This window comes from Zwartia sp. (assembly GCF_049655405.1).
In the GTDB taxonomy this organism is placed as follows: domain Bacteria; phylum Pseudomonadota; class Gammaproteobacteria; order Burkholderiales; family Burkholderiaceae_B; genus Zwartia.
Window position 1 is genome coordinate 1 of record NZ_JBASJR010000001.1, and the last position, 26,738, is coordinate 26,738.

Annotated in this window: 21 protein-coding genes; 12 read left to right on the forward strand and 9 right to left on the reverse strand. The window is 46.9% G+C overall.

Annotated features, from left to right (window positions below; genetic code table 11):
* Positions 1-248 precede the first annotated feature (248 nt).
* The 3 genes from WBJ47_RS00005 to WBJ47_RS00015 are packed head-to-tail and all read left to right on the forward strand — an operon-like array spanning position 249 to position 2,722.
* A complete protein-coding gene (locus WBJ47_RS00005; RefSeq protein WP_422244009.1) occupies positions 249-911 on the forward strand; it encodes an ArsR/SmtB family transcription factor in 663 nt (220 codons plus the stop codon).
* Positions 912-918: 7 nt separating this feature from the next.
* On the forward strand, positions 919-2,223 hold the full coding sequence (locus WBJ47_RS00010; protein WP_422244008.1) for an MFS transporter: 1,305 nt from the start codon (positions 919-921) through the stop codon (positions 2,221-2,223).
* Between the two features lie 37 nt (positions 2,224-2,260).
* Positions 2,261-2,722 carry a rhodanese-like domain-containing protein gene (locus WBJ47_RS00015; RefSeq protein WP_422244007.1) on the forward strand — a complete coding sequence of 154 codons (462 nt, stop codon included), beginning with the start codon at positions 2,261-2,263 and terminating at the stop codon, positions 2,720-2,722.
* A 218-nt stretch (positions 2,723-2,940) separates the two neighbouring features.
* Here WBJ47_RS00015 and WBJ47_RS00020 read toward each other — a convergent pair whose 3' ends face one another.
* Complete coding sequence (locus WBJ47_RS00020) at positions 2,941-3,582, reverse strand: peroxiredoxin (protein WP_422244006.1); 642 nt, start codon at positions 3,580-3,582, stop codon at positions 2,941-2,943.
* Positions 3,583-3,716: 134 nt separating this feature from the next.
* Here WBJ47_RS00020 and WBJ47_RS00025 point away from each other — a divergent pair, with 134 nt between their 5' ends.
* A complete protein-coding gene (locus tag WBJ47_RS00025; RefSeq protein WP_422244005.1) occupies positions 3,717-4,067 on the forward strand; it encodes a rhodanese-like domain-containing protein in 351 nt (116 codons plus the stop codon).
* An 83-nt stretch (positions 4,068-4,150) separates the two neighbouring features.
* Here WBJ47_RS00025 and WBJ47_RS00030 read toward each other — a convergent pair whose 3' ends face one another.
* The gene (locus tag WBJ47_RS00030) at positions 4,151-4,915 is read right to left on the reverse strand and encodes an enoyl-CoA hydratase/isomerase family protein (protein WP_422244004.1); all 765 of its coding nucleotides are present in this window, start codon (positions 4,913-4,915) and stop codon (positions 4,151-4,153) included.
* Positions 4,916-5,011: 96 nt separating this feature from the next.
* Between WBJ47_RS00030 and WBJ47_RS00035 the strand changes: the two genes are divergently transcribed.
* Genes WBJ47_RS00035 through WBJ47_RS00045 form a run of 3 tightly spaced genes read left to right on the forward strand, consistent with a single transcriptional unit; the run spans position 5,012 to position 7,707 of the window.
* On the forward strand, positions 5,012-6,214 hold the full coding sequence (locus tag WBJ47_RS00035; protein ID WP_422244003.1) for a CaiB/BaiF CoA transferase family protein: 1,203 nt from the start codon (positions 5,012-5,014) through the stop codon (positions 6,212-6,214).
* Positions 6,215-6,229: 15 nt separating this feature from the next.
* Positions 6,230-6,676, forward strand: coding sequence for a MaoC family dehydratase (locus tag WBJ47_RS00040; RefSeq protein ID WP_422244002.1), 447 nt, complete (start codon positions 6,230-6,232; stop codon positions 6,674-6,676).
* A 17-nt stretch (positions 6,677-6,693) separates the two neighbouring features.
* Positions 6,694-7,707, forward strand: a complete 1,014-nt coding sequence (locus WBJ47_RS00045; protein ID WP_422244001.1) for a manganese-dependent inorganic pyrophosphatase — start codon at positions 6,694-6,696, stop codon at positions 7,705-7,707.
* A gap of 60 nt (positions 7,708-7,767) precedes the next feature.
* On the opposite strand, the gene WBJ47_RS00050 is transcribed toward WBJ47_RS00045, so the two are convergent.
* Positions 7,768-8,646 carry a hypothetical protein gene (locus WBJ47_RS00050; protein ID WP_422244000.1) on the reverse strand — a complete coding sequence of 293 codons (879 nt, stop codon included), beginning with the start codon at positions 8,644-8,646 and terminating at the stop codon, positions 7,768-7,770.
* A gap of 251 nt (positions 8,647-8,897) precedes the next feature.
* Between WBJ47_RS00050 and WBJ47_RS00055 the strand changes: the two genes are divergently transcribed.
* On the forward strand, positions 8,898-11,627 hold the full coding sequence (locus WBJ47_RS00055) for a cation-transporting P-type ATPase (protein WP_424585263.1): 2,730 nt from the start codon (positions 8,898-8,900) through the stop codon (positions 11,625-11,627).
* Positions 11,628-11,652: 25 nt separating this feature from the next.
* On the opposite strand, the gene WBJ47_RS00060 is transcribed toward WBJ47_RS00055, so the two are convergent.
* Positions 11,653-14,466 (reverse strand): EAL domain-containing protein, encoded by a 2,814-nt coding sequence (locus tag WBJ47_RS00060; protein ID WP_422243998.1) that lies wholly within the window; start codon positions 14,464-14,466, stop codon positions 11,653-11,655.
* A gap of 96 nt (positions 14,467-14,562) precedes the next feature.
* Positions 14,563-15,570: a diguanylate cyclase domain-containing protein gene (locus WBJ47_RS00065; RefSeq protein ID WP_422243997.1), complete on the reverse strand. Its 1,008-nt coding sequence runs from the start codon at positions 15,568-15,570 to the stop codon at positions 14,563-14,565.
* Positions 15,571-15,762: 192 nt separating this feature from the next.
* Here WBJ47_RS00065 and WBJ47_RS00070 point away from each other — a divergent pair, with 192 nt between their 5' ends.
* The 3 genes from WBJ47_RS00070 to WBJ47_RS00080 all read left to right on the forward strand — a co-directional run bounded on the left by WBJ47_RS00070 (position 15,763) and on the right by WBJ47_RS00080 (position 18,743).
* Positions 15,763-16,488, forward strand: a complete 726-nt coding sequence (locus WBJ47_RS00070; RefSeq protein WP_422243996.1) for a hypothetical protein — start codon at positions 15,763-15,765, stop codon at positions 16,486-16,488.
* A 333-nt stretch (positions 16,489-16,821) separates the two neighbouring features.
* Entirely contained in the window at positions 16,822-17,727 is a 906-nt protein-coding gene (locus WBJ47_RS00075; RefSeq protein ID WP_422243995.1) for a formylglycine-generating enzyme family protein, read from the forward strand.
* Positions 17,724-18,743: a formylglycine-generating enzyme family protein gene (locus tag WBJ47_RS00080; RefSeq protein WP_422243994.1), complete on the forward strand. Its 1,020-nt coding sequence runs from the start codon at positions 17,724-17,726 to the stop codon at positions 18,741-18,743. The genes WBJ47_RS00075 and WBJ47_RS00080 overlap by 4 nt, the downstream gene beginning before the upstream one ends.
* Before the next feature lie 32 nt (positions 18,744-18,775).
* Here WBJ47_RS00080 and WBJ47_RS00085 read toward each other — a convergent pair whose 3' ends face one another.
* From WBJ47_RS00085 to WBJ47_RS00100, 4 genes are all read right to left on the reverse strand, one after another.
* Positions 18,776-19,312, reverse strand: coding sequence for a (2Fe-2S)-binding protein (locus tag WBJ47_RS00085; protein WP_422243993.1), 537 nt, complete (start codon positions 19,310-19,312; stop codon positions 18,776-18,778).
* Positions 19,309-22,134, reverse strand: a complete 2,826-nt coding sequence (locus WBJ47_RS00090) for a xanthine dehydrogenase family protein molybdopterin-binding subunit (RefSeq protein ID WP_422243992.1) — start codon at positions 22,132-22,134, stop codon at positions 19,309-19,311. The genes WBJ47_RS00085 and WBJ47_RS00090 overlap by 4 nt, the downstream gene beginning before the upstream one ends.
* 48 nt (positions 22,135-22,182) lie before the next feature.
* Complete coding sequence (locus WBJ47_RS00095) at positions 22,183-23,376, reverse strand: porin (RefSeq protein WP_422243991.1); 1,194 nt, start codon at positions 23,374-23,376, stop codon at positions 22,183-22,185.
* Between the two features lie 134 nt (positions 23,377-23,510).
* Positions 23,511-25,430 (reverse strand): TIGR03768 family metallophosphoesterase, encoded by a 1,920-nt coding sequence (locus WBJ47_RS00100; RefSeq protein WP_422243990.1) that lies wholly within the window; start codon positions 25,428-25,430, stop codon positions 23,511-23,513.
* A gap of 200 nt (positions 25,431-25,630) precedes the next feature.
* Here WBJ47_RS00100 and WBJ47_RS00105 point away from each other — a divergent pair, with 200 nt between their 5' ends.
* A complete protein-coding gene (locus tag WBJ47_RS00105) occupies positions 25,631-26,638 on the forward strand; it encodes a Bug family tripartite tricarboxylate transporter substrate binding protein (RefSeq protein WP_422243989.1) in 1,008 nt (335 codons plus the stop codon).
* Positions 26,639-26,738 lie beyond the last annotated feature (100 nt).

The window sequence follows — 26,738 nt, forward strand, 5'->3', positions numbered from 1 at the left end:
GTAAATCAAAGACTCAATGTGTTGGCGCCGATCAAAAAAATTGACACCTAGGCGTTATCAAACGCCCTAACCTCTTGAACTACCAACTTTTTTTACTCGGTACCCACCCCACCACCATTACCGCACAAGACCATCCTTTCGAGGGTGGTCTTTTTTTTGAGAGAGGAGATTTAACCGTGCGATGGTCTAACCAAATCAAACTAATAAAAAAATAATGCATAACAATCTAATATTCGTTAGAATATTTTATGAATAAAAGAAAAATCAAAGATTTGCTTTATGAACAGGTCGCTCGCGTCGGGAAAGCCGTCTCGAGTCCAAAACGACTTGAACTCTTGGAGCTTCTCGCGCAAGGAGAGAATTCTGTCGAGCATTTAGCCACCGAGCTCTCGATCAGTATCAAGCTCGTCAGTGCGCACCTGCGAGTCCTTAGAGAGGCGCGACTAGTGACTTCCCACAAAGAGGGTAAGTTCGTTGTTTATCAGCTTGCCGGCAAAGATGTCGCAGGACTGTGGGTCACGCTGCGAGAAGTCTCAGAGGAACATCTGATCGAGTTGCGTATGGCTCTTAGCCAGATGGTCGCGGAACCATCGAAACTCACAACAATGAACCGTGAAACTCTGCTCAAACATGCCAAAGACGGTAACGTCCTGGTGATCGATGTGCGACCAGAGTCCGAATATGAACAAGCGCACCTCCCTTTTGCAAGATCAATGCCAATTAATGAGCTTGCCAATCGCTTGGCGGAACTTCCAAAAGATAAGGACATCGTTGCCTATTGCCGCGGCCCTTTTTGCCTGTTTTCAGAAGACGCATTTCAGCTGTTGACTCGCAAGGGCTACCGTGTGCATAAATTACTCGATGGTGTCAGCGAATGGCAGGCTGCCGGCATGCCGTTGATGTCCAAGTGAATACCTGATGCCGACTCAATCAATCAATCACGAACATGGCATCCAGGTCAATCTGAGTCAGTTTCTGCACCAGCTACTGCAGGTGCTGCTGGTAGGCTTGACGATCGGCATGATGCGTACCGTTTTGCCCGCATTGGCGGAGTCTGACTTTGGCGTTCCAAAAACTTCGTTCTTGTTGCTTACGTCCTTTGTCATCGCCTTCGGCATGGTCAAGGGAGTCATGAATTTTGTAGCAGGTCGACTTTCCGAGCGCATTGGACGCAAGCGTGTCCTATTAATAGGCTGGTGGATTGCCCTACCCATTCCAGTCATGATTTGGTACGCCCCAAGTTGGAGCTGGATCGTAGCGGCTACTGTGTTGTTAGGTGTCAATCAGGGACTAACCTGGTCTATGACACAATCGTCCAAACTTGATATCACACGCATGCAAGAACGCGGACTGACACTCGGTCTCAATGAGTTCGCAGGCTATGTGGGTGTGGCATTGGCGGGTATCTTCACAGCGTGGCTCGCGTCGATCCTGGGGGCGCGTATCAGTTTGTTGCTGTTCGGTCTGGTGGTCATCCTCAGTGCGTTGATCTTGACGCAACTTTGGGTTCGTGAAACATTGCCTTGGGCAAAAGCCGAAGCGTCTCGCCATAAATTTAGTGTGCAACAAAAGTCCACCCTACGGCCCCGGTATCCAAATAACATCAGCAGCCAGCCAAGTACGCTAGAGGTTTTTACTCTGATGAGTTGGCGTGACAAACGAATGTTTGCGCTGAGTCAGGCGGGGATGGTTGAAAAATTTGTAGACGCACTCGTTTGGGGTTTTTACCCAATATACCTGTATCAAAAGGGATTGAGCCTGACTGAGGTCGGCTCAATCGTTGGCGTATATGCAATCACTTGGGGTATTTTGCAGCTTATTACCGGACGTTTATCGGATCGAATCGGTCGTCATCGCCTCAATGTCTGGGGGATGTGGATCTGCGGTGCTGGCGTTGCCCTTATGGTCTCTGGACAAGGAACGCTGTGGTGGTCACTGTCGGCCGCCCTCTCTGGTGTGGGTATGGCCATGCTTTACCCCAATCTGTCTGCAGCGGTCGCTGATATTTCCCATCCAAACTGGCGTGGATCAGCCATCGGCATCTACCGTTTCTGGCGCGATTTAGGTTACGGAATTGGCGCGCTTGGTCTGGGATTGACGGCACACTTTTCCGGAAGGGTCGAAGCGGCCTATTGGTTTGTGGCCCTCGCTATGCTCGTCTCGGGATTGATCTTGATATGGTGGGGTGAAGAAACACATCCACAGTTGAATCCTCTTACATAAATTTTAAATTAAACATAACCATAAACAGGAGACCCCCATGGGCCGTCTACATTCATTATTAGCCGTGATCGCTTTATCATGCATGACCTTGAGTTCAGCCTGGGCTGACAATAAAGCTGCTGCAATTGACGAAATGGAGGGTTATCTCGAGTTCGTGGACTACGGCGGTGGTGTGATTTTTGCCCAGCAGATCCCAAAGGAAGAATGGGCAAAAATGATGGTGATCGATGCACGGGATCCGGAGCAGTTCGCTAAAGGACATATCCCGGGGGCAGTCAACATGGACTGGCGGCAGGCATTGGCCAAGCGCAACTCCATTCCAAAGGATAAGTCTGTGCTGATCTACTGCAATACCGGCACACTCTCGGCACAAGCGGGCTTCGCCCTGCGTGTGGCAGGCTGGGATAATGTACGTATCTTGCAAGGTGGCATGGAAGAATGGAAAGCGAAAGGTGGCTTTGATGCCTCGACTCAATCCACCGAGCGCGCAAAGTACTAACTGAACAATGTACTGTCATTGCCCTATGTGCAATCCTAATTAGGTCTAGAAACCTTTTTGGGGCAAGACCGCATCGATGTGCTCGCGTGGTGCATTCAGAAAGATACTACCACTTAGGTTTGCGCTTTAGAACAAATGCCTCAATCCCTTCGCACGTCAGAAACAACAACCTTGGCAGACCTGCCATTCTCAAATGAAAACAGCAGGCTTACTTCAAGTTAAAGAGACTTTTGCGAAAAATACCAGTCAGTCATTTCATAACCCTCGGTCAGTCTCTTTTCAAGATCCTGACTTGTTTTTGGCGGTGAAACAATTACCTTGCAACCTGGTGTCCAGTTTTCTGGTGTAGCAACTCCGTGTTCGTCCGTTGTTTGCAATGCCTCTAACAGCCTGATGAACTCATTAATGGAGCGACCGTTGCTCATGGGGTAGTAGACCATCGCACGCAAAATTCCTTTGGGATCAATAAAGAAGGTGGCGCGAACGGCTTGTGTATCAGCAGCACCTGGATGAACCATTCCATAGACACGGGCGACATCCATTTTGATGTCCTCAATGATCGGAAAGGGAATCTTGACGCCAAATTTATCTTCAATGTTTTGCGTCCAAGCCAAGTGAGCGAACACCGAATCAATGGACAATCCGAGTAAATCGCAATTCATGGATTGAAACTTGTCATGGGCTCGAGCAAAAGCGATGAATTCCGTTGTGCAGACAGGGGTAAAGTCGGCGGGGTGGGCAAATAAAATGAGCCACTTTCCCTTGTAATCAGCAAGTTTTTTCTGTCCGTGGGTTGTGCGCACATCAAAATCTGGTGCGGGTGCGTTGAGTTGGGGAAAGCTTGACGAAGTTTGTTCCATTTTGAATCTCCTGAGTCTGCGTTTGAGATTTCAAACACACAACTCATTTAAATTCATATAGAATATTATGTAAATATATATATTATTATAAGATCGATTGATTTGATCTATCACAAGTAAACAGGAGTCCCCGGATGGCCTATACCAATAAATTCCAACAACTCGCTGATGCTGCTCGCGCGCGTATCTCTGAAGTCCAACCCGCAGAGGTCGACGCACTGATGCAAAACGGAGCAGTCGCACTGGATATTCGTGACAAAGAAGAGCACGACCTCGATCACATTCCTGGCTCATTGCACATCAGCAGGGGAAAATTAGAAATGAATATCGAAGGCGTGATTCCAGATCTCGATACTACGATTCTTTGTTATTGCAATGCCTTTAACCGTGGTGCACTCTCAGCAGATACCCTTCGTTCGATGGGGTATAAAAATGCAAAACTGATTGCTGGAGGGCTGAAGAGCTATCGTGCGCTTGGGTCTTGAGGGACTCAATCAAAAAAGACCTTGGTTGAAATGCTTCCTATAAAAAAGTAGACAGGTGGTTAAAGGACGATGCCTTCAATTCTTCACCACTTAGGTTTGCGCTTTTCAACGAAGGCTGCGATGCCTTCGCGTGCCGAAGCGCTCATCGCAATGTTGCAAAAGCTGTCCGCGGCGGCAGTGACCGCTTGTCTGTAACCATTGTCATTGGCCTGCATGAAGGCCGCACGCCCGAAACGCATCACCTCAGGGGACTTGCCACACATCAACTGTGCTAGTGCACGTGCCTCGTCCATCTCCTGCCCCTCATCGACCAGCTTACTGATCAATCCCATCCCCATCGCCTCATGCGCATCAAACGCGCGGCCGCTAAAAAGCAACTCAAACGCGCGATGACGGCCAATAATGCGGGGCAAGTGAGTGAAATGTATCGAGGGCAATACCCCTGCATCAATTTCAGGGTAGCCAAAAGTGGCTGTGCGCGAAGCGACAATCATGTCGCAAGAGATGGCCAGTGTCATCCCACCCCCTCGCGCCGTACCACCAATGGCGGCAATGGTGGGCTTACCCATCGAAAACTGCAAGTCCGTCATTTTGATATAAAGCCGATCAAGCAGCGAGCGAAATTTAGCCGCACCTTCTGCATGGACTGCCGCAAGGTTTAATCCCGCACAAAACCTGCCAGGAACGTGGCTACCAACGATCACAGCACGTACCGCATCATCCGCAGCCGCCTGTTCTAGATAGGCTAAGTACTCATCGAGCATTTGCTCTGAGAGCGCGTTCACCGGCGGATTATTGAGCATGATTTCAGCAACACTGTTGCGCACTTCATAACTCAGAAATGACATGATTTTTCCTTGTTCTGGGTAACGATCACTGACACATGATGGAATTTGCACTGCATAATAGTCCGATATAAATCATCACGTCATAGCAAAGCTTATATGAAACCCTTAAAAAATATAAAAGTCGTCGATCTGAGCAAAGTCCTCGCAGGGCCGCTTTGTGCACAGTTTCTGGGTGAGCTGGGCGCCGATGTGATAAAGATTGAACCGGTCGGCGCAGGCGATGACACACGCGCATGGTTGCCTAAAGAAAAAGATCAATCAGCCATTTTCTTGGCCGTGAACCACAACAAACGCAGCATTGCGGTCGATCTTAAATCGCCTGAAGGCCAACAAATTGTCCATGAACTCGTGGCCCGTGCCGATATTATTCTTCAGGGATTTGGTTCGGGCACGGCAAAAAAACTAGCGGTTGATTATGAAACGATCAGCAAGATCAACCCAAACATCATTTATCTTGAAATCTCAGGCTATGGTCGTGAGGGCCCGCTCGGTAAAGAACCCGGATATGACGTGATGCTTCAGGCGTTTAGCGGAATGCTCAGCTCGATGGGCGACCCTAACGGTAGCTTTTCACGCGCAAGTTTTTCACCTGTCGATCTAGGGACGGGTTCTTTTGCACTGAGTGGAATACTCGCAGCGTTACTAGAACGCCAGCAAACCGGCAAAGGCGTGTATGTCGAAGTGTCTCTGCTCGATACTTCGATCTCTCAAATGGGATACATGGCGCAAAACTATTGGCGAACAGGTTCGCCACCTCGCCGCATGGGGACGGCGCATCCCGCCATGTCACCATATCAGGCGTTTGAAACAGCAGATGGTTATCTGATGCTTGGTGTGGGCAATGATGCCCAATGGAAACGCTTTTGTGTCGCGACAAAGTTTGAAACTTTAATGAACGATCCACGCTTTGCCACGAATGCAGAGCGTGTTTCAAATTTTAATGAAACTGTTCGCGTGGTGGGCGAAGTGATGCGCACACGCACAACCGAGGAGTGGTTGAGCTTACTCAGAGCAGCAGGCGTCCCCTGCTCGCCAATTAATACGCTGGATCAAGCGCTTGAACATCCGCAAGTCCAATCACGCGCACTCATTGTTGAAACTGATCATCCAGTACTTGGACCGACCAAAAATGTCGGCTATCCCGTCAAATTCAATCATGAACCCAGACATGCCTCCCGCCACGCGCCGCTCTTGGGGGAGCACACCAAAGAAGTACTCAAAGAAATGGGCTTATCCAATGAGCGCATTGATGCTTTATTTGAAAATGGTGTCGTTGAGCAGGCAAAGATTGGTCTTTGAAAAATAGAGAAGCTTATGTTTACCTTTAAACAGTACTACTTTGATGACTTTACCCTCGGTGAAGAATTCCCAATCCCGTCTCGCACGATGACAGAGGCGCTTTTTGCTGCGTTCCAGCTAGCGAGTGCAGACAACCATCCCAGTCATTATGATGTTGAATACTGCCGTAAACGTGGCATGCCAAACTTAGGCGCGCACGGCTTTCAAATTTTGATTCAAAGCGCTGCGGGTGCGGGATGGTTTCCCCATTACGTAGAGGACTCAATGAAAGGCTTCATTGAGCAATCTAGTAAGTTTCTCAAACCTGTTTACGTTGGCGATACCCTTTACCCAAGCCTAAAAATATCTAAGCTAGACTGCGGCAAGACCACTGGCGTGGTCACCCTCGCCTCCACCATTTTGAATCAACGAGATGAATTGGTCATGGAAGGTGAACAGAAATATCTCATTAAACGCCGGTAAGGGTGGAGGCGGACATCATGATGTTCACTAAGATTTTAAATTTTCTCAAAACGGCATTGATTTGTCAGGTTTTGGTCATGCCAATCATGCCTGCATTTGGCTTGCCTATCTTGGTTGTCGGCCACAAAAATCCAGACAGTGATTCAATTTTTTCAGCCATTTCACTCGCGCATCTGAAAACTCAACAGGGACAGCCCTCTATTGCAATTGCATTGGGCAAGCCCAACCCTGAGACGCAATTTGGATTGGATTTCTTTAAGTTAGAAGCCCCACAGATGATGACTGACGTCGCGACTCGAAAGGTCATCCTCGTTGATCACAACACCTATAGTCAAGCACCCGATGATATTAAGCAGGCAAAAATTGTAGGGATCGTTGACCACCATAGTCTAGGTGACATCTCTACGGATGAGCCTATAGAAGTACTCATCAAGCCTGTTGGCTGTACCAACACAATCATCTGGCAACTTTACCAACAAGCTGGGATACCCATACCTGCCTCTATTGCCGGAGGTATGTTGACGGCGATCCTCTCAGATACCTTGGGCTTTCGATCACCCACGACAACAGAATCAGATCAGATTGCAGCCAAGAGTCTCGCATCAATTGCAGGAATCGAAGATCTTCAAAATTTTGCTCAACAAATGTTTTTAGCGGGTGAAGTTGATTTAAAAACAGCACCTATTGGCAATTTGTTGCAAAGAGACTTCAAAAATTTTGAGATGAGTGGATACAAAGTTGGCGTCGCAAATTTGTCAGCATTTAACTTTGAACTTCTCAACGTACGGAAAAACGAATTTTACGAAGAGATGCTCAAGCTGGTAAATCAGCAAGGATATGAAACACTTGTGCTGATGCTGACAGACGTGCAAGCCAAAGGTTCTGAGATCGTATTAGTAGGTACTCATCAAAAGGAAATTGCAAAAGCACTCAATGTGACTTTAAACAATCATTCTGGCTGGGCTGCTGGTGTCATGAGCAGAAAGAAACAAGTCGTACCATTGCTAGAAATGGTATTCCAAAACAAATAACGACTTGCCCTTGCTCTTAAGAGTCTCTAGGAAAAGAGTGACGAGATCGATATATCTCGCTTAAAACTGCCGATTAATCGTCAACATGATCGACTGTGTTGTTGCCGTTCCTGTGCTGCTGCCAATCAAAGAGCCGCTATACGTATTAGGCGAGCCCGGGTTGTTAAACGTCGAGTAGTAGCTCGCCGTTTTGTTCTGTGTCATATTGATTGTGTAGCTCAAGTCCAGAAACCAAGACTTGTCGATGTAATACGTGCCACCCAATACCAATGCCCCACCCCATACCCACTGACTTGCTGAAAAGTTTTGCGGTGAACCAGAGATGTCGGTTCTCACTCCATTCAAATCAGCAAAACCGACCAGATTATTGATCTTGGTGTCGACCTGCGACAGTGTCGGTCCCACACCAAAATAAACAGTTCCTCTATCGAATGCCTGACCGAAGTACGGGATCAGTGAAAACTGATGATTGATTGTTTTCTGATATGAGCTGGCAATCGCATTCCCTGTAAAGGGGGTGCCATTCGAATATGAGCCGTATTGCGGCACGCGAATATAGTCATTGGTCGCGGTCGTCCCACCTAAATAACCATACGAAAACTTGACGCCCCACAAGTAATCAGAACCTTGCAGCTTTTGAAAGTATCCGCCTTGAATCAAGGGAGAGATACCATTCGCAGTGGGCATATCAATCCCGACAGGTGGGCCGCCTGCGGTTCCCGAAGAAACTAAAGCGCCTGAGGCGGTATTGGTCACGTTTGAAATACCCGTGGCTTCAAGCATCTGGCCTTTGAATTGGGTGGAATTCAAACCCAAACCAAGACCGATGTATGCGCCTGAGTTCGGCACAAGTGAAGTGTTGCTGGATTGTGCGCTCGCGATTGACGTCATGCTAGTCAAGAGAGGCAATGCCATGCCAAGAAGAAATAGCTTTTTCATTGCGATGGCCTTTTAACGTGTTCTACAAAAACACAGTGTAGAGCGCTGAACACATTTAAACCATGCGGCTTTGGCAAGCATAGCGCGCCATTTGAAAATTTATATATCAAACGTTTTCATGATTCAGATCAACATATCAATCTTTCATCATCATGAATTGACACTATGATCGAAACGTTAGGCACAGAGTGACAGGTAATCTATGACGAACCGTGACGCACGCTGATGAATACTTTCTCTCGCGAGTGACTATGCCGATCCCAAGAACAGATGAATCCCAAGTTGCCTGGCATGCTCTATCGACAGAGGAGATTTTCAGACACTTAAGTAGCTCGCAGGATGGTCTAACCGAGGCTAATGCTCAAGAGCGACTTTCAAAATACGGGCCCAATCGTTTACCTGAAACAGCTCGCAAATCCTGGCTAAACCGATTTATCCTGCATTTTCACAACATACTGATCTACGTTTTGATCGGTTCTGCTGCTATCACAGGTTTTTTAAAGCACTGGGTCGATACGGGTGTCATCCTAGCGGTTGTGATTGCCAATGCTTTGATTGGGTTCATTCAGGAAGGCAAAGCCGAACACGCCATGAACGCGATTCGCCATATGCTGGCGCCTCATGCCAATGTGATTCGGAATGGTGAGCGCACAAGCATTCAAGGTGACAATTTAGTGCCTGGCGATATTGTATTGATCGAAGCCGGTGACAAAATCGCTGCAGATTTAAGACTGATCACTACACATGGCTTATCCGTACAAGAAGCCATTCTTACTGGTGAGTCTGTCCCTGTCGAAAAACATACTGTGATGGTGACGGATCAAGCGCCCCTTGGAGACCGAAAATGTATGGCATTTTCAGGCACGTTGGTAGCGAGTGGTCAAGGTAAAGGGATCGTCGTCGCAACTGGCGCGCATACAGAAATTGGACATATCAGCCACCTACTTTCTAACGTAGAAACACTCACCACACCCTTGGTTAGCCAAATAGCTATGTTTGCCAAGTGGTTAAGTATTTTCATCTTGTTGGTGGCATTTCTTTTGATTACGTATGGCTATTTCGTTGGCCACCACTCTTTTTCAGAAATGTTCATGGCCGTGGTAGGGCTATCTGTTGCCGCGATCCCAGAAGGTCTTCCCGCTGTTTTGTCCATCACTCTGGCAGTGGGTGTTCAAGCCATGGCGCGTCGCAACGCTATTGTGCGACGCTTACCTGCCATTGAGACGCTTGGCTCAGTGTCTGTCATCTGTACCGACAAAACAGGCACTTTGACGAGAAATGAGATGATGGTGGCTTGTGTCGTCACACTCAAGCAGAAGTTTATTATCGAGGGTGATGGTTATGCACCAGTAGGTCTCGTCAGGCAGGGCGATCAATCGCTCTCTACAATAAGCAGTCAGACGCTGCTCGAATTAGGAAGTGCCGCCTATGTTTGTAACGATGCAGTGCTTCGTCAACAAGAGGGCGTTTGGCTGGTCGAGGGTGACCCGATGGAAGGTGCCCTGCTCGCCTTTGCTGGAAAGGTTAATGCCAAGCTAAGAAATAAAGTTAATGATTGGGTACGCATCGATGCGATTGCTTTTGATGCTAAGCACCGCTTCATGGCGACGCTTAACCATGGAAAAAATGGCGAAGCTTGTATATTTGTCAAAGGTGCACCAGAACGCATACTCACAATGTGCAATCATCAACGCAAATCCGATGGACAGAATGAGCCACTTGATATCTTCTATTGGACTCATCAAGCAGAAGTCATCGCCGAGCAAGGTCAACGCGTGCTTGCATTTGCTGTGCGATCAGTCACACAAAAGATGACCTCACTGAGTCATTACGATGTTGAGGGATCGCTGACGTTACTCGGAATTGTTGGAATGATTGATCCGCCCCGCCCTGAGGCAATTTCCGCTGTTCAGGAGTGTCATGGCGCAGGGATTCGCGTAAAAATGATTACAGGCGATCATGCAAAAACTGCAGTAGCAATTGGAAAGAAAATCGGCCTGATTAACCATCACAGTGTCCTGACCGGAGTCGATCTGGACAGGATGAATGAGGGAGAATTACGTCAAGCGGTTTTAGACTGCGATATTTTTGCCCGTACAAGCCCTGAACACAAATTACGACTCGTCATGGCGCTTCAGTCTCAAGATCTGACTGTTGCGATGACAGGGGACGGTGTCAATGATGCACCAGCACTCAAGCGTGCCGATGCCGGCATTGCGATGGGTAAAAAGGGTTCTGAAGCAGCGAAGGAAGCAGCCGAACTCGTTTTAGCCGACGACAACTTTGCCTCTATCGTTGCAGCTATCCGCGAAGGTCGGACCGTCTACGACAATATCAGGAAAGTCATCAGTTGGACGTTACCTACCAATGCGGGTGAAGCAGCGACAATCATGGTGGCGTTGCTCTTTGGTTTGACTCTGCCCATCACCCCCATCCAAATCCTCTGGATTAATCTCATCACCGGCATCACACTGGGGCTTGCACTGGCCTTTGAGCCGACAGAAGATGGCACCATGAAACGTGCGCCGCGTATGAGACAGGAGGGCCTGTTAACGGGCGCACTTGTTTGGCACATTATTCTAGTCTCGATCCTGTTTCTGAGTGGAGTGTATGGCATCTTCACCTATGCGGTTGACCGAGGATATTCGGTCGAATTAGCGCGCACCTTAGCTGTCAACACTTTGGTCGTGATGGAAATCTTTCACCTATTTTTTATTCGAAATTTTTACAGCACGTCCTTGACGTGGAAAGCTGTACGCGGCACCAAAGTGACCTGGATAGTTGTCACGGCCGTTGTGCTGGCACAATTAGCCATCACCTATGTCCCCATCCTACAGAACGTATTCGCAACAGAGGCGATTGGGCTTGGGGACGGAATACTCGTGATTGCGATCGGTATAGCGCTCTTTGCAATCGTTGAAACTGAAAAGCAGATCAGACTCCATCTGCTAACCCTCAAATATACCTTAGCTGAAAAATAGGTGGATGAAAATCTCCCATTTTCTTTTAAAGCAACAATCGATTTGTATAAGTTTGCAATGCATTCCTACTTAATGGTCGAGAAAAAAAATACCCTTGAAAAACGTCGCATCCATTTTCCTTTAGAAAATCGAATTGCTGATCCGTTTCAACACCTTCAGCTATCATCATCAGACCAAGACTATTCCCCAAACCAACGATTGCGCGCACGATGGCACTTGCCTCTAAATCGAAGGGAACCTCCTGAACAAAGGATCGGTCAATTTTTAAGCAATCAATTGGTAATCGTTTCAAAATGGAGAGAGATGAATAGCCCGTTCCAAAATCATCCAAGGCAAAAGAGATACCTATTTTTCGCAAGGTAGTCATTTTTTTTATCGTATCTTCAACATCATTAAGCAACAAGCTTTCAGTTAACTCTAGTTCAAGTCGGCTAGGATTTGCCCCTGTCTTCGTTATAGATGTCAAAACCTGACTGACAAAGTCTGGTTGGTGTAGTTGCCTGGCGCTCATATTGACAGAAATAGTCAGCGAAGATAAATGAGGCAATGAAGCCCAAGATACCAATTGCTCACAAGCAGCATGAATAACCCAATTACCTAAATGCAGAATCAATCCATTTTCTTCAAGTAATGGAATGAAATCAGCAGGAGATACAATTCCACGCTTAGGACAATGCCATCGTACCAACGCCTCCACACCAGTCAATTTTCCAGACCGATCAATTTGGGGCTGATAGTGCAACACAAACTGCTCATATCGGATTGCAGTCCGAAGATCGGCTTCAATTTCTACTCGCTCACGAACCTTGGTCTGCATCTGAGGTGCATAAAAACGCATCGTATTTCGACCTGAGGACTTTGCAAAATGAAGTGCTAAATCTATTTGCTTAAGAAGCTCATCAAACGTATCCTCTGCATTCCCAGAGAACATAGTAATCCCGATGCTAGCAGTACCTTCATAGGTATAGTTAGATAATTGATAAGTACGATCTAGCAATCTAATGAGTTTTGTGCCAATTTCGGAAGCCTGATCTGCGGCATCCTGCTTGATTGTCCCGAGTGTTTGCAACAATATTACAAACTCGTCGCTACCCAATCTTGCCACATGCCCGACACCTGACAGCGAAGTAACTAAATTAGCCGCAACCTGATTAAGTAATTGATCCCCTACATCGTGCCCCAGCGTGTCATTGAGAGTCATAAAGTGATCTAAATTAACTAATAACAACGCTCCATATTGCTGATTTTCTTTACTGGTTTGTAATGAAATTTGTATTAGATCAAAAAGATACTGTCGATTAGGGAGAGTTGTAAGTTGATCAAAAAAAGCAAGTTGATGAATTTTCTCTGCTGTCCGCTTTTGTTCTGTAATGTCAGTAAAAGCACCAACATAATGAGTTACTTTACCAAAGCTATCCTTGACAGCGGTGATGATCAACTGTTCTAGATATTCCTCTCCGTTCTTTCGCCTATTCCATATTTCTCCTTGCCATTTACAGTCCCTGCGAAGGGTTGATATTAATTTTTCATAAAAAAACTCATCATGCCGTCCGGAGCTAAGCATTCGAGGCGTTTTCCCTTTTACGTCAGAAACGCTATAGCCAGTAATCTCGGTAAAAGCCGTATTCACACGTAATATTTGTTGATCAGCATCTGTAATCATGATGCCCTCTCTGGATTCAAACGCGACTGCAGCAACCTCAAGATTTTCTTTTGCGACTTTTCTATCTGTGATGTCTCTTGCAATGCCAACATATTGAAATACATTGCCTTGGTCATTGCGTACGGGTGCAATAGTGAGCTCATTCCAAAAAAAACTACCGTCTTTGCGATAATTTAGAATTTCTCCACAAAAGCTATCGCCTGATTCACGTGCAAAATTTATGGCTTTAACAGTATTTACATCCGTGTTGCGTCCCTGAAGAAATGCACAGGTCTTACCGATCATCTCCTCACTTCGATAACCTGTAATTATTGAAAATGCAGGATTTACTGAAATCAATACGCCTTTTTCATCTGTAATAAGTACACCATCAGTGACGGCCTTGAATACTTCCTTACTCGCTTTCAATTGCGCATCAATCAGCTTGCTCTTTGATATATCCTCAATCTTCCAACAGATGTAATGCTGCTTCCTCTCCAGCACAATAGCGCGGCCTGTAATGCACACAATTACTTGACAACCATCAACACGACTAAGTTTTGATTCAATAGGTCCAAGTTGTCCATCTGCACTAAGGTCACCGAGGTTTTTGAACTCTCGCTGTAAACACTGCGCAGACATGGTGCGAAAGCTTTCAATGTGTCTTGCGAGATCTAATTCATACCCAATAATTTTACAAAATGCCACATTGAACTCGAATATTGTTCCCTCAGTATTTGTCAGAACAATTCCATGACTAGAGCGCTCAAATAATCCATAAAAATAATACAGATATTTTTTGAAATTAGACTCGACTTTAAGAAGAACGGTAATGTCTACAAGTTCGATATAAAAGCCGCACTGCTCTGAGTTTTCGAATGCGGGAACATATGTGAAGCGCATTTGCTTGATATTAGAGTGGGGGGTGAACGCGGAATCGCTACTAATTGAATGGAGTTCCCCTCTCAAAACTCCCTCAATATATGGCATGTGCAAACCATATTGCACATCGCCAAGCACCTCGTTTAGAGGCTCCCCATCAATGTGCAATTTATTCAAACCGACGAGCAATATAAATGAAGGGCTACTCATGCGATTGATTTGACCATTATCCCAATACGAAACCCCCAAAATCGCACTATCTGACGCACCTCGTGGTTCATGATTCTTAAACGTACGAGTTGGTGCGTAAGTCATGTCCTTGGACTCCTTTTTGTACAATAATTTGACTAATATGAATTTGAGGGAATTCATTGAAAAAAAACTTTATGCACTATCAAAGTTATGATGCTGTCAACCCTCATAAAACTTGACGCAATTGCCGCCATTTTTCTTGACTGTATACATAGCATCATCTGCCCACTTAAGATATTCATCGCAATTTGCTATTTCTTGTGGAAACATGACAACGCCAATACTCGCTGTGCACCAGGGTCTAGCTGAAGATTTCCTATCTCCATCATTACTTTTAGTAATGTTTTGATATGGTGCCTCAAGCACGAAGCGGAGTTTTTCTGCAATTATTGCAGCGCTGAGTTTGGCATTCACTAAATTTGTACCGAGAAGAGTCACTAACACAATAAATTCATCACCACCAATTCTCGCAACAGTGTCATGACTTCGAATATTTTCCTTCAATCGCTGACCCACTTCTTTTAGTAAACCATCACCTGCACCATGACCAAATGTATCGTTTACTAATTTGAAATAATCAAGATCAAGCATCATGAGTGCCCCGAATTGGCGAGATCGCTTACTTGAGGAGAGTGTTTGATTAAGACGTTCGTACAGTAACCGTCGGTTTGGTAGATTGGTCAGCACGTCAAAAAATGCAAGTTGGTGAATTTTTTGCTCGTATCGCTTGTGCTTAGAAATATTGATGAATGCCCATACAGATTCATTGCAATTAGACTGAGGTTTTTCGCCATTAGCCTCATACCAATCGAGGGTTCCATTCTTGTTTTTTAGCTGTAGCTGTTGTCTAAAAACTTTCCCATAGTTCATCACGGCATTTGCTGCCAACCAAAAACAGACGTCCTCTTTATTACTTATAAAAATTTTTTTGATTGACTGTCCCATTAGTTCGGTTGATGTATACCCAAAAAGATGAGCGAACTCATCATTACACCAAAAAATTTCTTTCTTTTTTAGTTTGACCATTCCAACAATTCTGCTGTTAAGAATAGCCAACTGCTCATTGAGCAACTGATCATTGTTTATAGGCGGTGTGTTGAGTGAATTGCATTTCTTCGCTACGTTAATCTTCAACTTGATGCCTACCATTTGCTGTTTGAAAAACATGCGTATTTTCTGCCACGCATGTTCATTTCTCACCTTGGATTGATCTAGTAAGTCACTGGGCTGTTGCCGCTCACACAGGACGACTTATCCTTTATTTCATTTGCCACGTTTGATGTGGCATTTTTAGCATATAAATGAGTTAGCATTTTGAAATCCTTACGGTTATTAAGCATTGTTTATAGGTATGGGCTGATGGAACAACATGACTTGGTCCTACAACGCTTTGCGAAAGCATTTACGGCTGGACTTTATAAAAAATTCGGTAAAGTTCCTTCAACTAGTGTGATTGCCGACTCTTTCAATGATCAAGCAATTGGAGTTAAAGGGATAACAAGAGAAACGGCGAGGAGATGGCTTCGCGGATCGTCTTATCCAGAGACAGATCGACTCCAATTATTGATTGATTGGCTTGAGTTAAATCCTGCTGATATTTTGCTAAACAAACGCGCACTTGATCCAACCCTTACACAGTCGCTTAAAGATGAAAACCTAAGTGATAAAAAAAGTGTCTTGTTTGCTCAACAAGCACTGGATGCGCTTTCTGCACAAATTGCAATTTTGGATAAAAACGGAAACATCATTCAGGTTAATCGCTCTTGGAGAAAGTTTGCTGAGTCAAACTCTACTCACGATGTGCCAAATATTGAATCCTTTACCAACTATCTACATGTCTGCGATCAGGTTCGTGGTGAAGATAAACATACTGCCACAATGATGGCAGCCGGAATTCGTGCAGTGCTTGACGATACGATTAATGAATTCGCCATGAAATACGCTTGTCATTCACCCATAGAAAAGCGGTGGTTCGTGGCACGCTCATCTGGCTTTGTTCTCAAAAAAAACAAGTTTGTTGTTGTAAGCCATGAAATGGTGTCTGAAAAAAACTGGCTTTATTTAGAGTTTCCTTCTCTTCTCTAAATAATATAAATCAAAACGCATGCTGTTTATTACTTAAACACGCGATACTTTTCGATCGCGAAATCGACTTGGCTGTTAAGTAATTAGTAGTTCTCTTATATATTCCGACCAATAACGACATCAATTTCATATACGCTGCATGTTGCGTTAGCATGGTCTTTGCTAAAAATATCTCTTCTCGCGATATTGCATCTGAATAAGGCTATTCGTTTGAAATTTTCATATCAATTAACTCGTATACGAAGATTGGCTTTAGTTAGTGCAATTATTCTAAGTTCATCTATTCAAGCTCAAAATATTTTCGAGCGGAATCTATGCGTCGGACTAGTGTGTATGACGGTCGTCGAGGTGGGTGATCCAGGTAACCCCGCTGACACTCAGACAGGTCTTGGAGCAGTCGCCGAACCCTTTGCGATCGGCCGATATGAAGTCACACTGGATCAATACCTGCGTTTTCTGAATGCGGTGGCCACCAAGCCTCATGTGTCAAATGCGTTCAAACGTGATGCATTACTTGAACTTTGGCTACCCGACATGAAAAATACACACGACTATGTTTCAAAAGATGGTCTGATCGCACGCACAGGACAAGGTACGGCTGAAGCGCCCTTCTTGTTTAATGAGATTCCAGATTCAGTCTGGGGGGCCCGTTCTGGGCAGCGCGGCATGCTCAATATTTCGTGGTTTGCCGCCGCACGTTTTGCAAACTGGATGCACAACGGTGCGACGGTGGAAGCAGATACTGAAAACGGTGCGTACACACTCAACGGAGCTCGCACAGGCGTCATCCCACGCAATACGGATGCCCGCTGGTGGATACCCAGTCAACATGAATGGTACAAAGCCGCTTTTTACGATCCCACTCGAACAGGCGCACAACCCTATTGGACCTATCCAACAAGAAGCGACACCCTCCCGGACACACAAGCAGTCCCGGGCAACACAAACAGTGCCAACTACAACAGTGGTCAGCCTGCAGGGCAACGCATCACACCAGTCGGTGCATACACCCAAAGTATCAGCTATTACGGGACCTACGATCAGGCGGGTTTGTTATGGGAATGGTCAGATACGAGTTATGCCAATCATGAAGACAAACCGACCACCTTGGGATTGCTCGGCGGCTCATGGAGTCTTGGTCAAATTAATGTGTCTAAGCATGGCGGGAGAGATTATCTACCACAGTACAACGACGATGACACAGGTTTTCGTTTAGCGACTCGTGGAGCATCGAAATGAAAACATTGAAACTCTGCGCAGCACCCATATTGACTGCACTTATCATGAGCTCGACCCCTACATTGGCTCAGGAGCATTTCATTGAGACAGTTTTAGTCAATGCACCTGGCAACCCTGCTGACCAGATGACAGGCTATGGGGCCGTGAATGCAGCTTTCAAGATCAGCAAAAGTGAAATTACACTAGAGCAATATGTCGCCTTTTTAAATGCAATCGCAGCGGTTCCTAAACACCCAGCCATCAGCGATCTGTGGGCCACTGAAATGATGAGTGAAAAAGAAGACCCGGGCCCGTTAATTTCGCGAAGTGGTTCAGGCACGGCACAGGATCCCTATCGTTATGCGATTGCACCCTCCACCCTCTGGGGACCACATGCAGGCAAGCGTCCTGTTGCCTGGGTGACCTGGTTTGATGCTGCACGCTTTGCAAACTGGATGCACAACGGTGCAACCGCAAATGCGGACACTGAGTCGGGCGCCTATCCGCTGATCAATTATCAAACCAAAGGGACTGTCGCTCGCAATCCTGATGCGCGCTGGTGGATTCCCTCCGAAAATGAATGGTACAAAGCCGCTTATTTTGATCCAAACAAAACTGGAGGCGCCGGTTACTGGAGCTATCCCACGCGCAGCGATACCCCACCGCGAGACGTGCGGCTCACGCTTCGAGATGGCCACAAGATCATTGCACCACCTGCACCTGCAGCAAATTTTAATGAAGTCTATGGGGAGCTCCGCCGCAAGAATGGCGGTGTACTGACGCCTGTCTGTGCCTACGCCAGTGAAGAACCTCGTCTAGATAGTCGAGGCCCATGGGGAACCTGTGATCAAGCAGGCTCACTTTGGGAATGGACAGAGGGAACCTATGGTCCACAAAACAAAATTGTTCGAGGCGGATCTTGGGGGCCAGGCTTAACTCCCCCCTTAAAAACTAAACATCGCGACTATGGACTGATGGGAACCGATGGCTTTTATCGCGATGACGATACAGGCTTTCGTCTCGCGACAAGACCCTAACGCTCAAGCATCTTTAATCAATACGACCGGGGTTAAGTTGTTAAGCCTGGCGTACTAATGATCAAGTCGCGTAAGCCCTGGTAGTAACGGACATAACCCGTACATCGACAAAGATGGGCATTTAAGCCATCCATAATGTATTGCTCGACGTCGGCTTTCGGAATAGGTTTTGTTTTTAAATGTTCGAAAAGAATGGTGGCTTCGTTCACAAAGCCCGGTGTGCAATAACCACACTGAAAAGCGAAATGATCTACAAAGGCTTGCTGAACTGGCGAGAGTGTCACGCTGCCGTCTGCGGCAGTTGTAGCATGGCCTTCGATCGTGCGAATGGATAAGCCCTGAAAGGCGATAGCCGGCACAATACAGGTAAGCATCGAAGCCGAACTTCCATCAGGCTGGTCAACAATCACGGTACATGCACGGCATTGGGCAACACCACAGCCAAACCGCGTACCCGTCAAGTTGAGATACTCTTGCAAAACCTCGATCATATTGATTGATGCAGGCACTTGTAGTGGCCCGACGGCCTGACCGTTCACTTTCAGTCTCAGCGCGATCGTGTCACTCATAATAACTGCTCCTTGATCTTGCTGGCTGTCATTGGAAACTCATATAGTCTTTTGCCACACGCGTGCGCAATCGCATTGCCGATTGCGGGCGCCACTGGGATCACGGCGGCCTCTGAAAAGCCTTTAGGCGGATCACTGTCGCTCAAGGGCGCAAGAATCTCTATGGATTGTTTCCATACTGCGACATCCTGCGCACGTGGTAATCGATAGCGATCAAAATTCCACTGACCGTTACCTGGTCCGTCTTCGTAGAGTGGCAACTCCTCGTACAACGCAAAACCAATTCCCATCGCAGTGCCTCCCTGCACTTGCCCTTCGACTAACTCAGGCACCATGACGCGTCCGCACTCGAGAATTGTGTGATGATCCAGGAGGTTCACCTCACCTGAATCACGTTGCACAGACAAGGCTACGACAGAGGCTACAGCACTCGTTAGCGTGGGACCACCACGATAGCGTTGCACAGGTGGAAAGACCATATTCTGTCGTTTAAGCAAAGAATATAAGTTGGGTGTATCGGCAGTTCGCGAACCCGGTACTTGACCGTTACCATACTTGACGGACAAACCATCAAGAGGCAGGCGTACCTGAACATCACCAATCAGATAGTCTGCCTGCGCCCAACGCCATCGGTTGAATGAGTGCACAGCAGCGCCCGTCACCATGCCCATCTCATATGCACGAGTGACCAACTGTGACCAAGCAAGCGGTTCCATCCCGCTCGCAGTTAGGTGTCCTTCTACCCAACGTGCTTGGGCGAAGCCAGGTTGCTCTGTCGATAGTTGACCACCGCCTGTCTTGGCCCCCCAAATATCAAGTGCCGCAGGCCAGATGCCATATTGGGCAATCACACGAGCCGCCATGCGTGTCGCATGCGTAAAATAATAGGCTGTGTTCGTGGCACCAGAAGAAGAGACAAAACGAGGTGTCCAGCGTGGATTTTTTTGAGCATGATCCTCAAACTCTTGAGTGGTGTCAAAGGCATTACCCGTTGACTCCATCGGAATATCTGACCAGTCAGTCACGCCTGTCTGTACTTCATGGGCACTGCGACCTAGCCACTCTGCACAGACAACAGCTTGTGTTGTCGCCAGACCTGTACCTGTCTCAACACCACAGTGATACACCTTGATACGACCCTGGGGATCAAGCTCAACCTTTGCAAAAGCAGCCTCACCACCCGTACCAAAATTTTTCTGAGCGATGGCAACACCCACGCCATATAAAGCTTTTGGATTGGCTTGCTCAAAAGCAAGCTTATGTTTTTCCCGCTCAGTCCATAAAGGATACGTAGCGGCACGATTAAGCACATCGACAATCCGTAGGTGACCTGAAGGAACCCCACCTTGGGAATTACGCATCCCAGTGCGCATGGCATTCTGAATACGCAACGCAATGGGATCTCGCTTGAGTTGATGCGCCAGTTCATCCACCAACATTTCCAAACCACTCATAGTTTGTAGGTTTCCAAAACCCCGGATCGCGCTCGCATCAAGTGCGCGCGAGCGTTGCGCAATCCCCGTCAAATCTGAAATGGGGAATTGATAAATCCCTGTCGACTGAATGGTCGACTCCTGTATCACCACATTGGAAAAGCTGGGTCTGCCACCACCATTGGCTTGAAGATGACTTCGTAACGCTTGAAAGTCGCCCGTGCGTGGATCAACTGCCAAGGTGTACTCCATCTCAAACGGATGACGTTTAAGAGCGGCCTGAAAATGCTCGTAGCGGTCTAAGACGGTCTGCACAGGACGGCCATTGCCATACAGTGCAGCGACTAAGGCGTAATAAGTATGATTCGATGAATCCTTGGCGCCATAACTGACTGTAAAAGTTGGCTGGACATAAATCGCCTTGACAGGGAATGCACATGCTTTGACCATTGCGGCGGAGTGCGTCAGCACCTCTTCGGGGTTCTGAACCGATACCACCATGTGTAAGACCTGCTCCTGGGGGTCATACCAGCAGTTTGCATTTTCAGTTTCAAGTGTGACCGCATCTGTGGACTGTGTACGATAGCTGCGCTTAAGCACAAACAGACTTTCGGAAGAATTGAGCAGCAAGCGATCCAGATCGTGCGCATGTGCCATACCACGTGCGGCAGCATGACCGGAGGCATCTGGTTCAGGCCAAACAGGCTCTCCGCGACTGTAACCGAGGGGACGTATCCATCCATTTTTCAAAGGAGAGTAAAGCTCTTGCGCCTCTTTTCCAGATACGCGAATCGATCGCAATGCACCCCAAGGGGTGAACTCAGCCAAGGGAGTGGTTGCATCGCTGAACTTAAAAATATCTGTGCGAAATCGCAACGCAGTTTTAGCCTCACGATATTGCGCATAAGAATTGAATATCAAAATTGCTACTGCCTGACCCAAGATACTGGCTCGCTCTCCCTCAGGCAACAACATATGCTTGGTATAAAAAGCGGGAAAATCTAACTGGTCTCGCTTTAAATCCTCAGCTGTCACGACACGATTTGGTTTTGCCTCCAAGGGCAAACTCGAGAGATCCAGACCTAAATAAAGGCGATCAGTACTCGCCACTCTTAAAATCAAAGCATATGACTGATCAACAGGCCAGCCAGGCATGTCTTTGGCTCGGACATCGCGGGCAAATACTTTCGCGCCTGTCACTTTTGCTACGGCATCAATGCGTTGAGCAGGCTTGACATCCAGCGTTGGTGTCCAAGAGACGCGATCCAGCGTTAAAGCTTGCTGTGCGATTGAATGGATCGGCTTGACACCCAGGTAAACCGTGATGCCGCCAATCACGCTGATTTTTATAAAATCTCTGCGAGAAATACCACTTTCATTTTTGTTCACAAATCATTCCGACGAATACTGACATTGAAAAATTCTGTTGTATTTAAATCAGAATTTGTGACGAAGACCAAAACCAATCAGTGCGTATGTCAGTCCTTGACTCATGCTGTAGTTGGTCGAGTAAGCACCCATTGCATAAATATTTGTCCGCGACGTGAAGTTGTATGTGTATGCAATGCTATAGACAGTTTGGGTATCAATTGGAAAGAATGAAGTCGATTGCATAGACCCTGTCGGCTTGGCGATCTGCCACGACAAGAATACATTTGTGACCTCGCTGGGCTCGAAGGTCAATCCAAGCAAATAAGAATCGACTGCGATATTTGAATCAAACACAATACTGCTATTGGTGTTGCCAAGGTCGCTAGGCTGCCTGAAGGTCTGAAGGAGTTGAGCAGGGTTTAGCCAGGCATTCCGCGTTTGTCCATATGCACCAGATAACTTGAACATGCCAACGTCATAGGCAGCCCCAAGAATCCAGGCACTGGCGTTGGGAACATTGCCTTTCGCGGTGGCGGCATTGGGATAATAGGCATCGTAAGTAGCAGTCGTATAAAGAGACCCAGTACGATACTGAAGACCTGCAGTCAAAGAACGTAAATTATCTTGTGGTGAAAAGTTATAGTCCCTGGATTCCCCCGCTACGGCAGGCGTTGAACCATTGAGGATATATGCAGAGGGAATCTGCGTTGAAAAAGAGTAACCAATTCCCGCTTTAAATCCATCCAGACTATCGGTTTCCAAGCGAATCATATTGCTGAAGCGCTCAGCATTGGCAGATCCAAATGACAACCCCAAAGAAGCGGATGAAAAATCACCTGGACCGAAGGGTGTGAGTTCAGAGATATAGTCGTTGGCAAAGTCGTACTGTCTACCTATCCGAATATTCCCTAGCCCCTTGTGCCTGAGGCCGAGCCAAGACTGTCTTCCAAAGATACGGCCGCTTTGACTCTGCGTACCATTACCAATATCAAAGCCACTTTCGAGCATAAAATTTATTTCTGTATCGACAGTGACTTGCTCTTTCCCTTTGAGTCCAAAACGATTGCCAGACTGTCCGCCACTGATCATGGCGAAGCGCGATGCGCTACCGTAAGTACCGGATTCATTTGCCGAGTGACTCTGATAAGCAAATCCAGAATCAACTGTTCCGTAAAGCGTGACAGAGGTCTGAGCGAGAGTTTGACCTGGCGCAATTAAAAAACATAAACCTATGCAGGTCAGTATTTGCGAAGCGAGCATCGTCGAAGCCTTTTTCAATTGAATCTAGTGTGCTCCGATCTTAGGTGATCGACTTGATGTGCACAAGATCAAGGGCGCGAGCGAATAGTAAACATTGAGCGCCATGCTGACATGAAAAACGACACAATCCGACACTACTTAAAAATCGACTTTAATACGTTCACCATTTGTGGACTGAGCTGTTTAAAAAGCTCAGCGTTATAAGAACCGTGAACAGGCACTGGCTTATTCGCTTGACTCAAATCCACATATTTTATTGTCGGATCTGTTGCACGCGGATCATCACTCTGCGCTCGGGTGGGATCCATTGAGGGCACTGATAACTTTCCAGCTCCTCCTACCGTCAAATAGTTAGGATAATTTTGATTCAGCTCGTTTTGAATAATCTGTTGAGTTGCAACAGCGTAATGGCGGGATGTCGCTGCCGGTGTTCCTTCGGCCACTGCGGGATCGACATTCACCGTCACAATTGAAATGGTGTAATCACTATTTAAGTAGATTTCAAAGGTACGAAACTGTTGTGGAAAATCGCGCAATGATGATGTTTCAACTTGCCAAAATCCTTGTTCGGGTTTTTCAGGATCCCTAGAGGGAAATGCCTTGACAGTATTGAGATGGCGATGACCTGCTACCCACATCAACAAATTCGGAGTGTTTTGAAGAGTTTGAATCAAGCCCGACAGACTCACTGCGTTTTTAAACTCAGGTTTGATATTTGGTTCATTCCACCATTCCATCTCTGAACCGATTGGTGCAACGGCGATTGGAATGTGGGCTGCAATAATCATCAACTGATTATCGGCCTGACCTTTACTAAGCTCTTCTTGCAGCCAAGACCATCTTTGTGCATCCAGATAGCCATGTCCATGAATATCAGTAGAACCATCATCTTCGCGTTGAGTGTTATCAAGCACGATGACCTTGAGTGGAATGTCTGGATTGGGGATAAAGGCATAACACGTGAATCCCTCCGGCTGACTGTCATCCACCAGGTTGAAACCATGTCCTATCGGCTGAGTGGCTGTATTGAAAAATTCCTTTCGCCACTCTGCTCTATTCAGTGAGCGACGATCTGGATCGGCAGCGACCTTGGGAGCACCGATAGAGAATGTCACATCGGCCACAGGGCCAGCATGGATGATTTTTCCATATTTGGATGCTCCATCCAGCACACCGGTATAAAACTGAGGCAACGCGCGCATGCCTTCTATATTGAAAAGAACGGGAAAGTTTTTAAAATTGGGAACAAGAAAATCGGCTGTTGACCAAACCGTGTCGGCGACAAATGACGCCCTGATACCCAGAGCAGGGTCTGCATCCACAGGGAATGAGCCAATGTAGAAATGATCGTGATTGCCCATTGTCTGATACCAAGGAATGGAGGGACTCAGTCCTGCCGCTTGATAAGGTTTTTGATAGTCAATCGAGTTCGATCCGAGATGGGCCCCTGAACTGGGAGTAATCATCTTGCCATCGATGACATCCAGGTACCATCGAAGTTCGTTGTAAGAGGTACTGTTACAGGTATCTCCCAAAGACATTCCGAAATCGAAGCGATCTATTTTATGCAAGGCATTCACAGTTTGAACAGCTGCATCCAGGACATGCGTGGTGTACAGCATGACAGGCGAGTAAATGGAGGTGTTGTTGATCGCAAAGCGCTCGGCTTGCTGAAAATAAATGAGCTGATTCGGAGCTTCTTTATCTGTGATGTGAATATCTGAGAAAGTAAAGAACCGCATGAGCTTTTTCTTGCGGATGACTGCATTTTTTGCAACAAGGTCCTGCTTCAGGTGTGAAGCATGCAATAGGTCTCGCCTTGGCATCAGTGGGAGGGGTGATCCAAGTGTCCATTCGCCGTATCCGAAAACGCTATATTGATCGACCTCAGATAGCTGCAACTTGCTCAAACCAGGTAGTGATTTCGGAAAAGAGATCATCTCTTCGAGCGTGGTCACAGCACGTTCACGGATTGGGTAGGTCGCAACCTTTGGAGACTCACTCCTTGCACCGAACGCAAGCGACCCAAAAGTCACTGAAGATAATGAACTCATTGAATATTTCAAAAACACGCGCCGCGAAAACTGCTTAGCCAGTTTATCCAAGGCGTCATTTGTATTTTTGCCCATCATTTGCCTTCCTTTTGGCGCACTCTGGAAAGAGTGGCTTATGCTACATTCTATCTGGACAAATCACTCTAAGCCCTTGAATTCAAATGACTCAAGGGCTTTTTTTAAACCTTATGAGACTTTCAATGATGATTGCCGGCTTTGATCTATCCGCTAAGAGACGTTTGTTTTGCAAAACCATGCTTTGTCAGATGCTGGTGTTAGCAGCAAGCGTCGTCACGGCGACGACTGAGGCACAACCTGTCGACTTCGCTAAAAAACCAATCACGCTTGTCGTTCCCTTTGCCCCGGGTGGTGGTACAGACAGCATTGCTCGCGATCTTGCAAAATTACTCAGTGAAAAACTGAGCACCCCTGTCGTGGTTGAAAACAAAGGCGGCGCTGGCGGCTCGATTGCTGCAAATGGTGTGGCAAAAGCTCCGGGCGACGGGCACACACTGCTTTTTGTCACCTCGACATTTGCCACGCATGCAGCTTCAGACCCGAAATCCAGCTACGACCCGCTCAAAGACTTTACACCTGTTGCGCTGTTAGGTAGCGGTCCTCTTGTCGTGGTGACCTCTAAGGCCTCAGGCATTACCAGTATGAAACAGCTGCTTGAGCAAGCAAAGAAATCGCCTGGCGAACTCGCTTACTGCACATCAGGTCCTGGAGGCATCAATCACTTGGCCGCTGAAATGTACGCGCAAGCGGCTGGCGTCAAAATGACACATGTCCCCTACAAAGGAAGTGGTCCTGCCACACTCGACCTGATCGCTGGGCGCACTCAAGTGTTTTTCTCAACTGTCCCAACGATTCGTGGCCAGATCCAGTCCGACAAAGTCAATCTACTTGCAGTCACCTCCAAAGAACGGTCACCCATGTTTCCAAGTGTGCCGACTGTGATCGAGAGTGGCGTACCTGGCTATGATGTTTCAACCTGGTGGGGAATCGTCGCACCGAAATCGACCCCCGCAAATATTGTGACTGCACTGAATGCTGCGATTAACAGCGAATCACCTGCGCTAAAAGACCGTTTCGAACGTGAAGGTGCAAGCCCATTTTATGGATCACCGGCCGCTTTTGGAGAGATGTTACAAAACGAACTGCAAGGTTGGAGAAAGGTTGTCAGCGCGGGGATCAAGCTCGACTAAAACTTAATACCGACAAATACCGACAAAGTTTCTAAAAAGGTTTCGATGCTGATATTGGCGGCTTAAACTTTGCCAATATCAGCACTACTGATTGAAAATC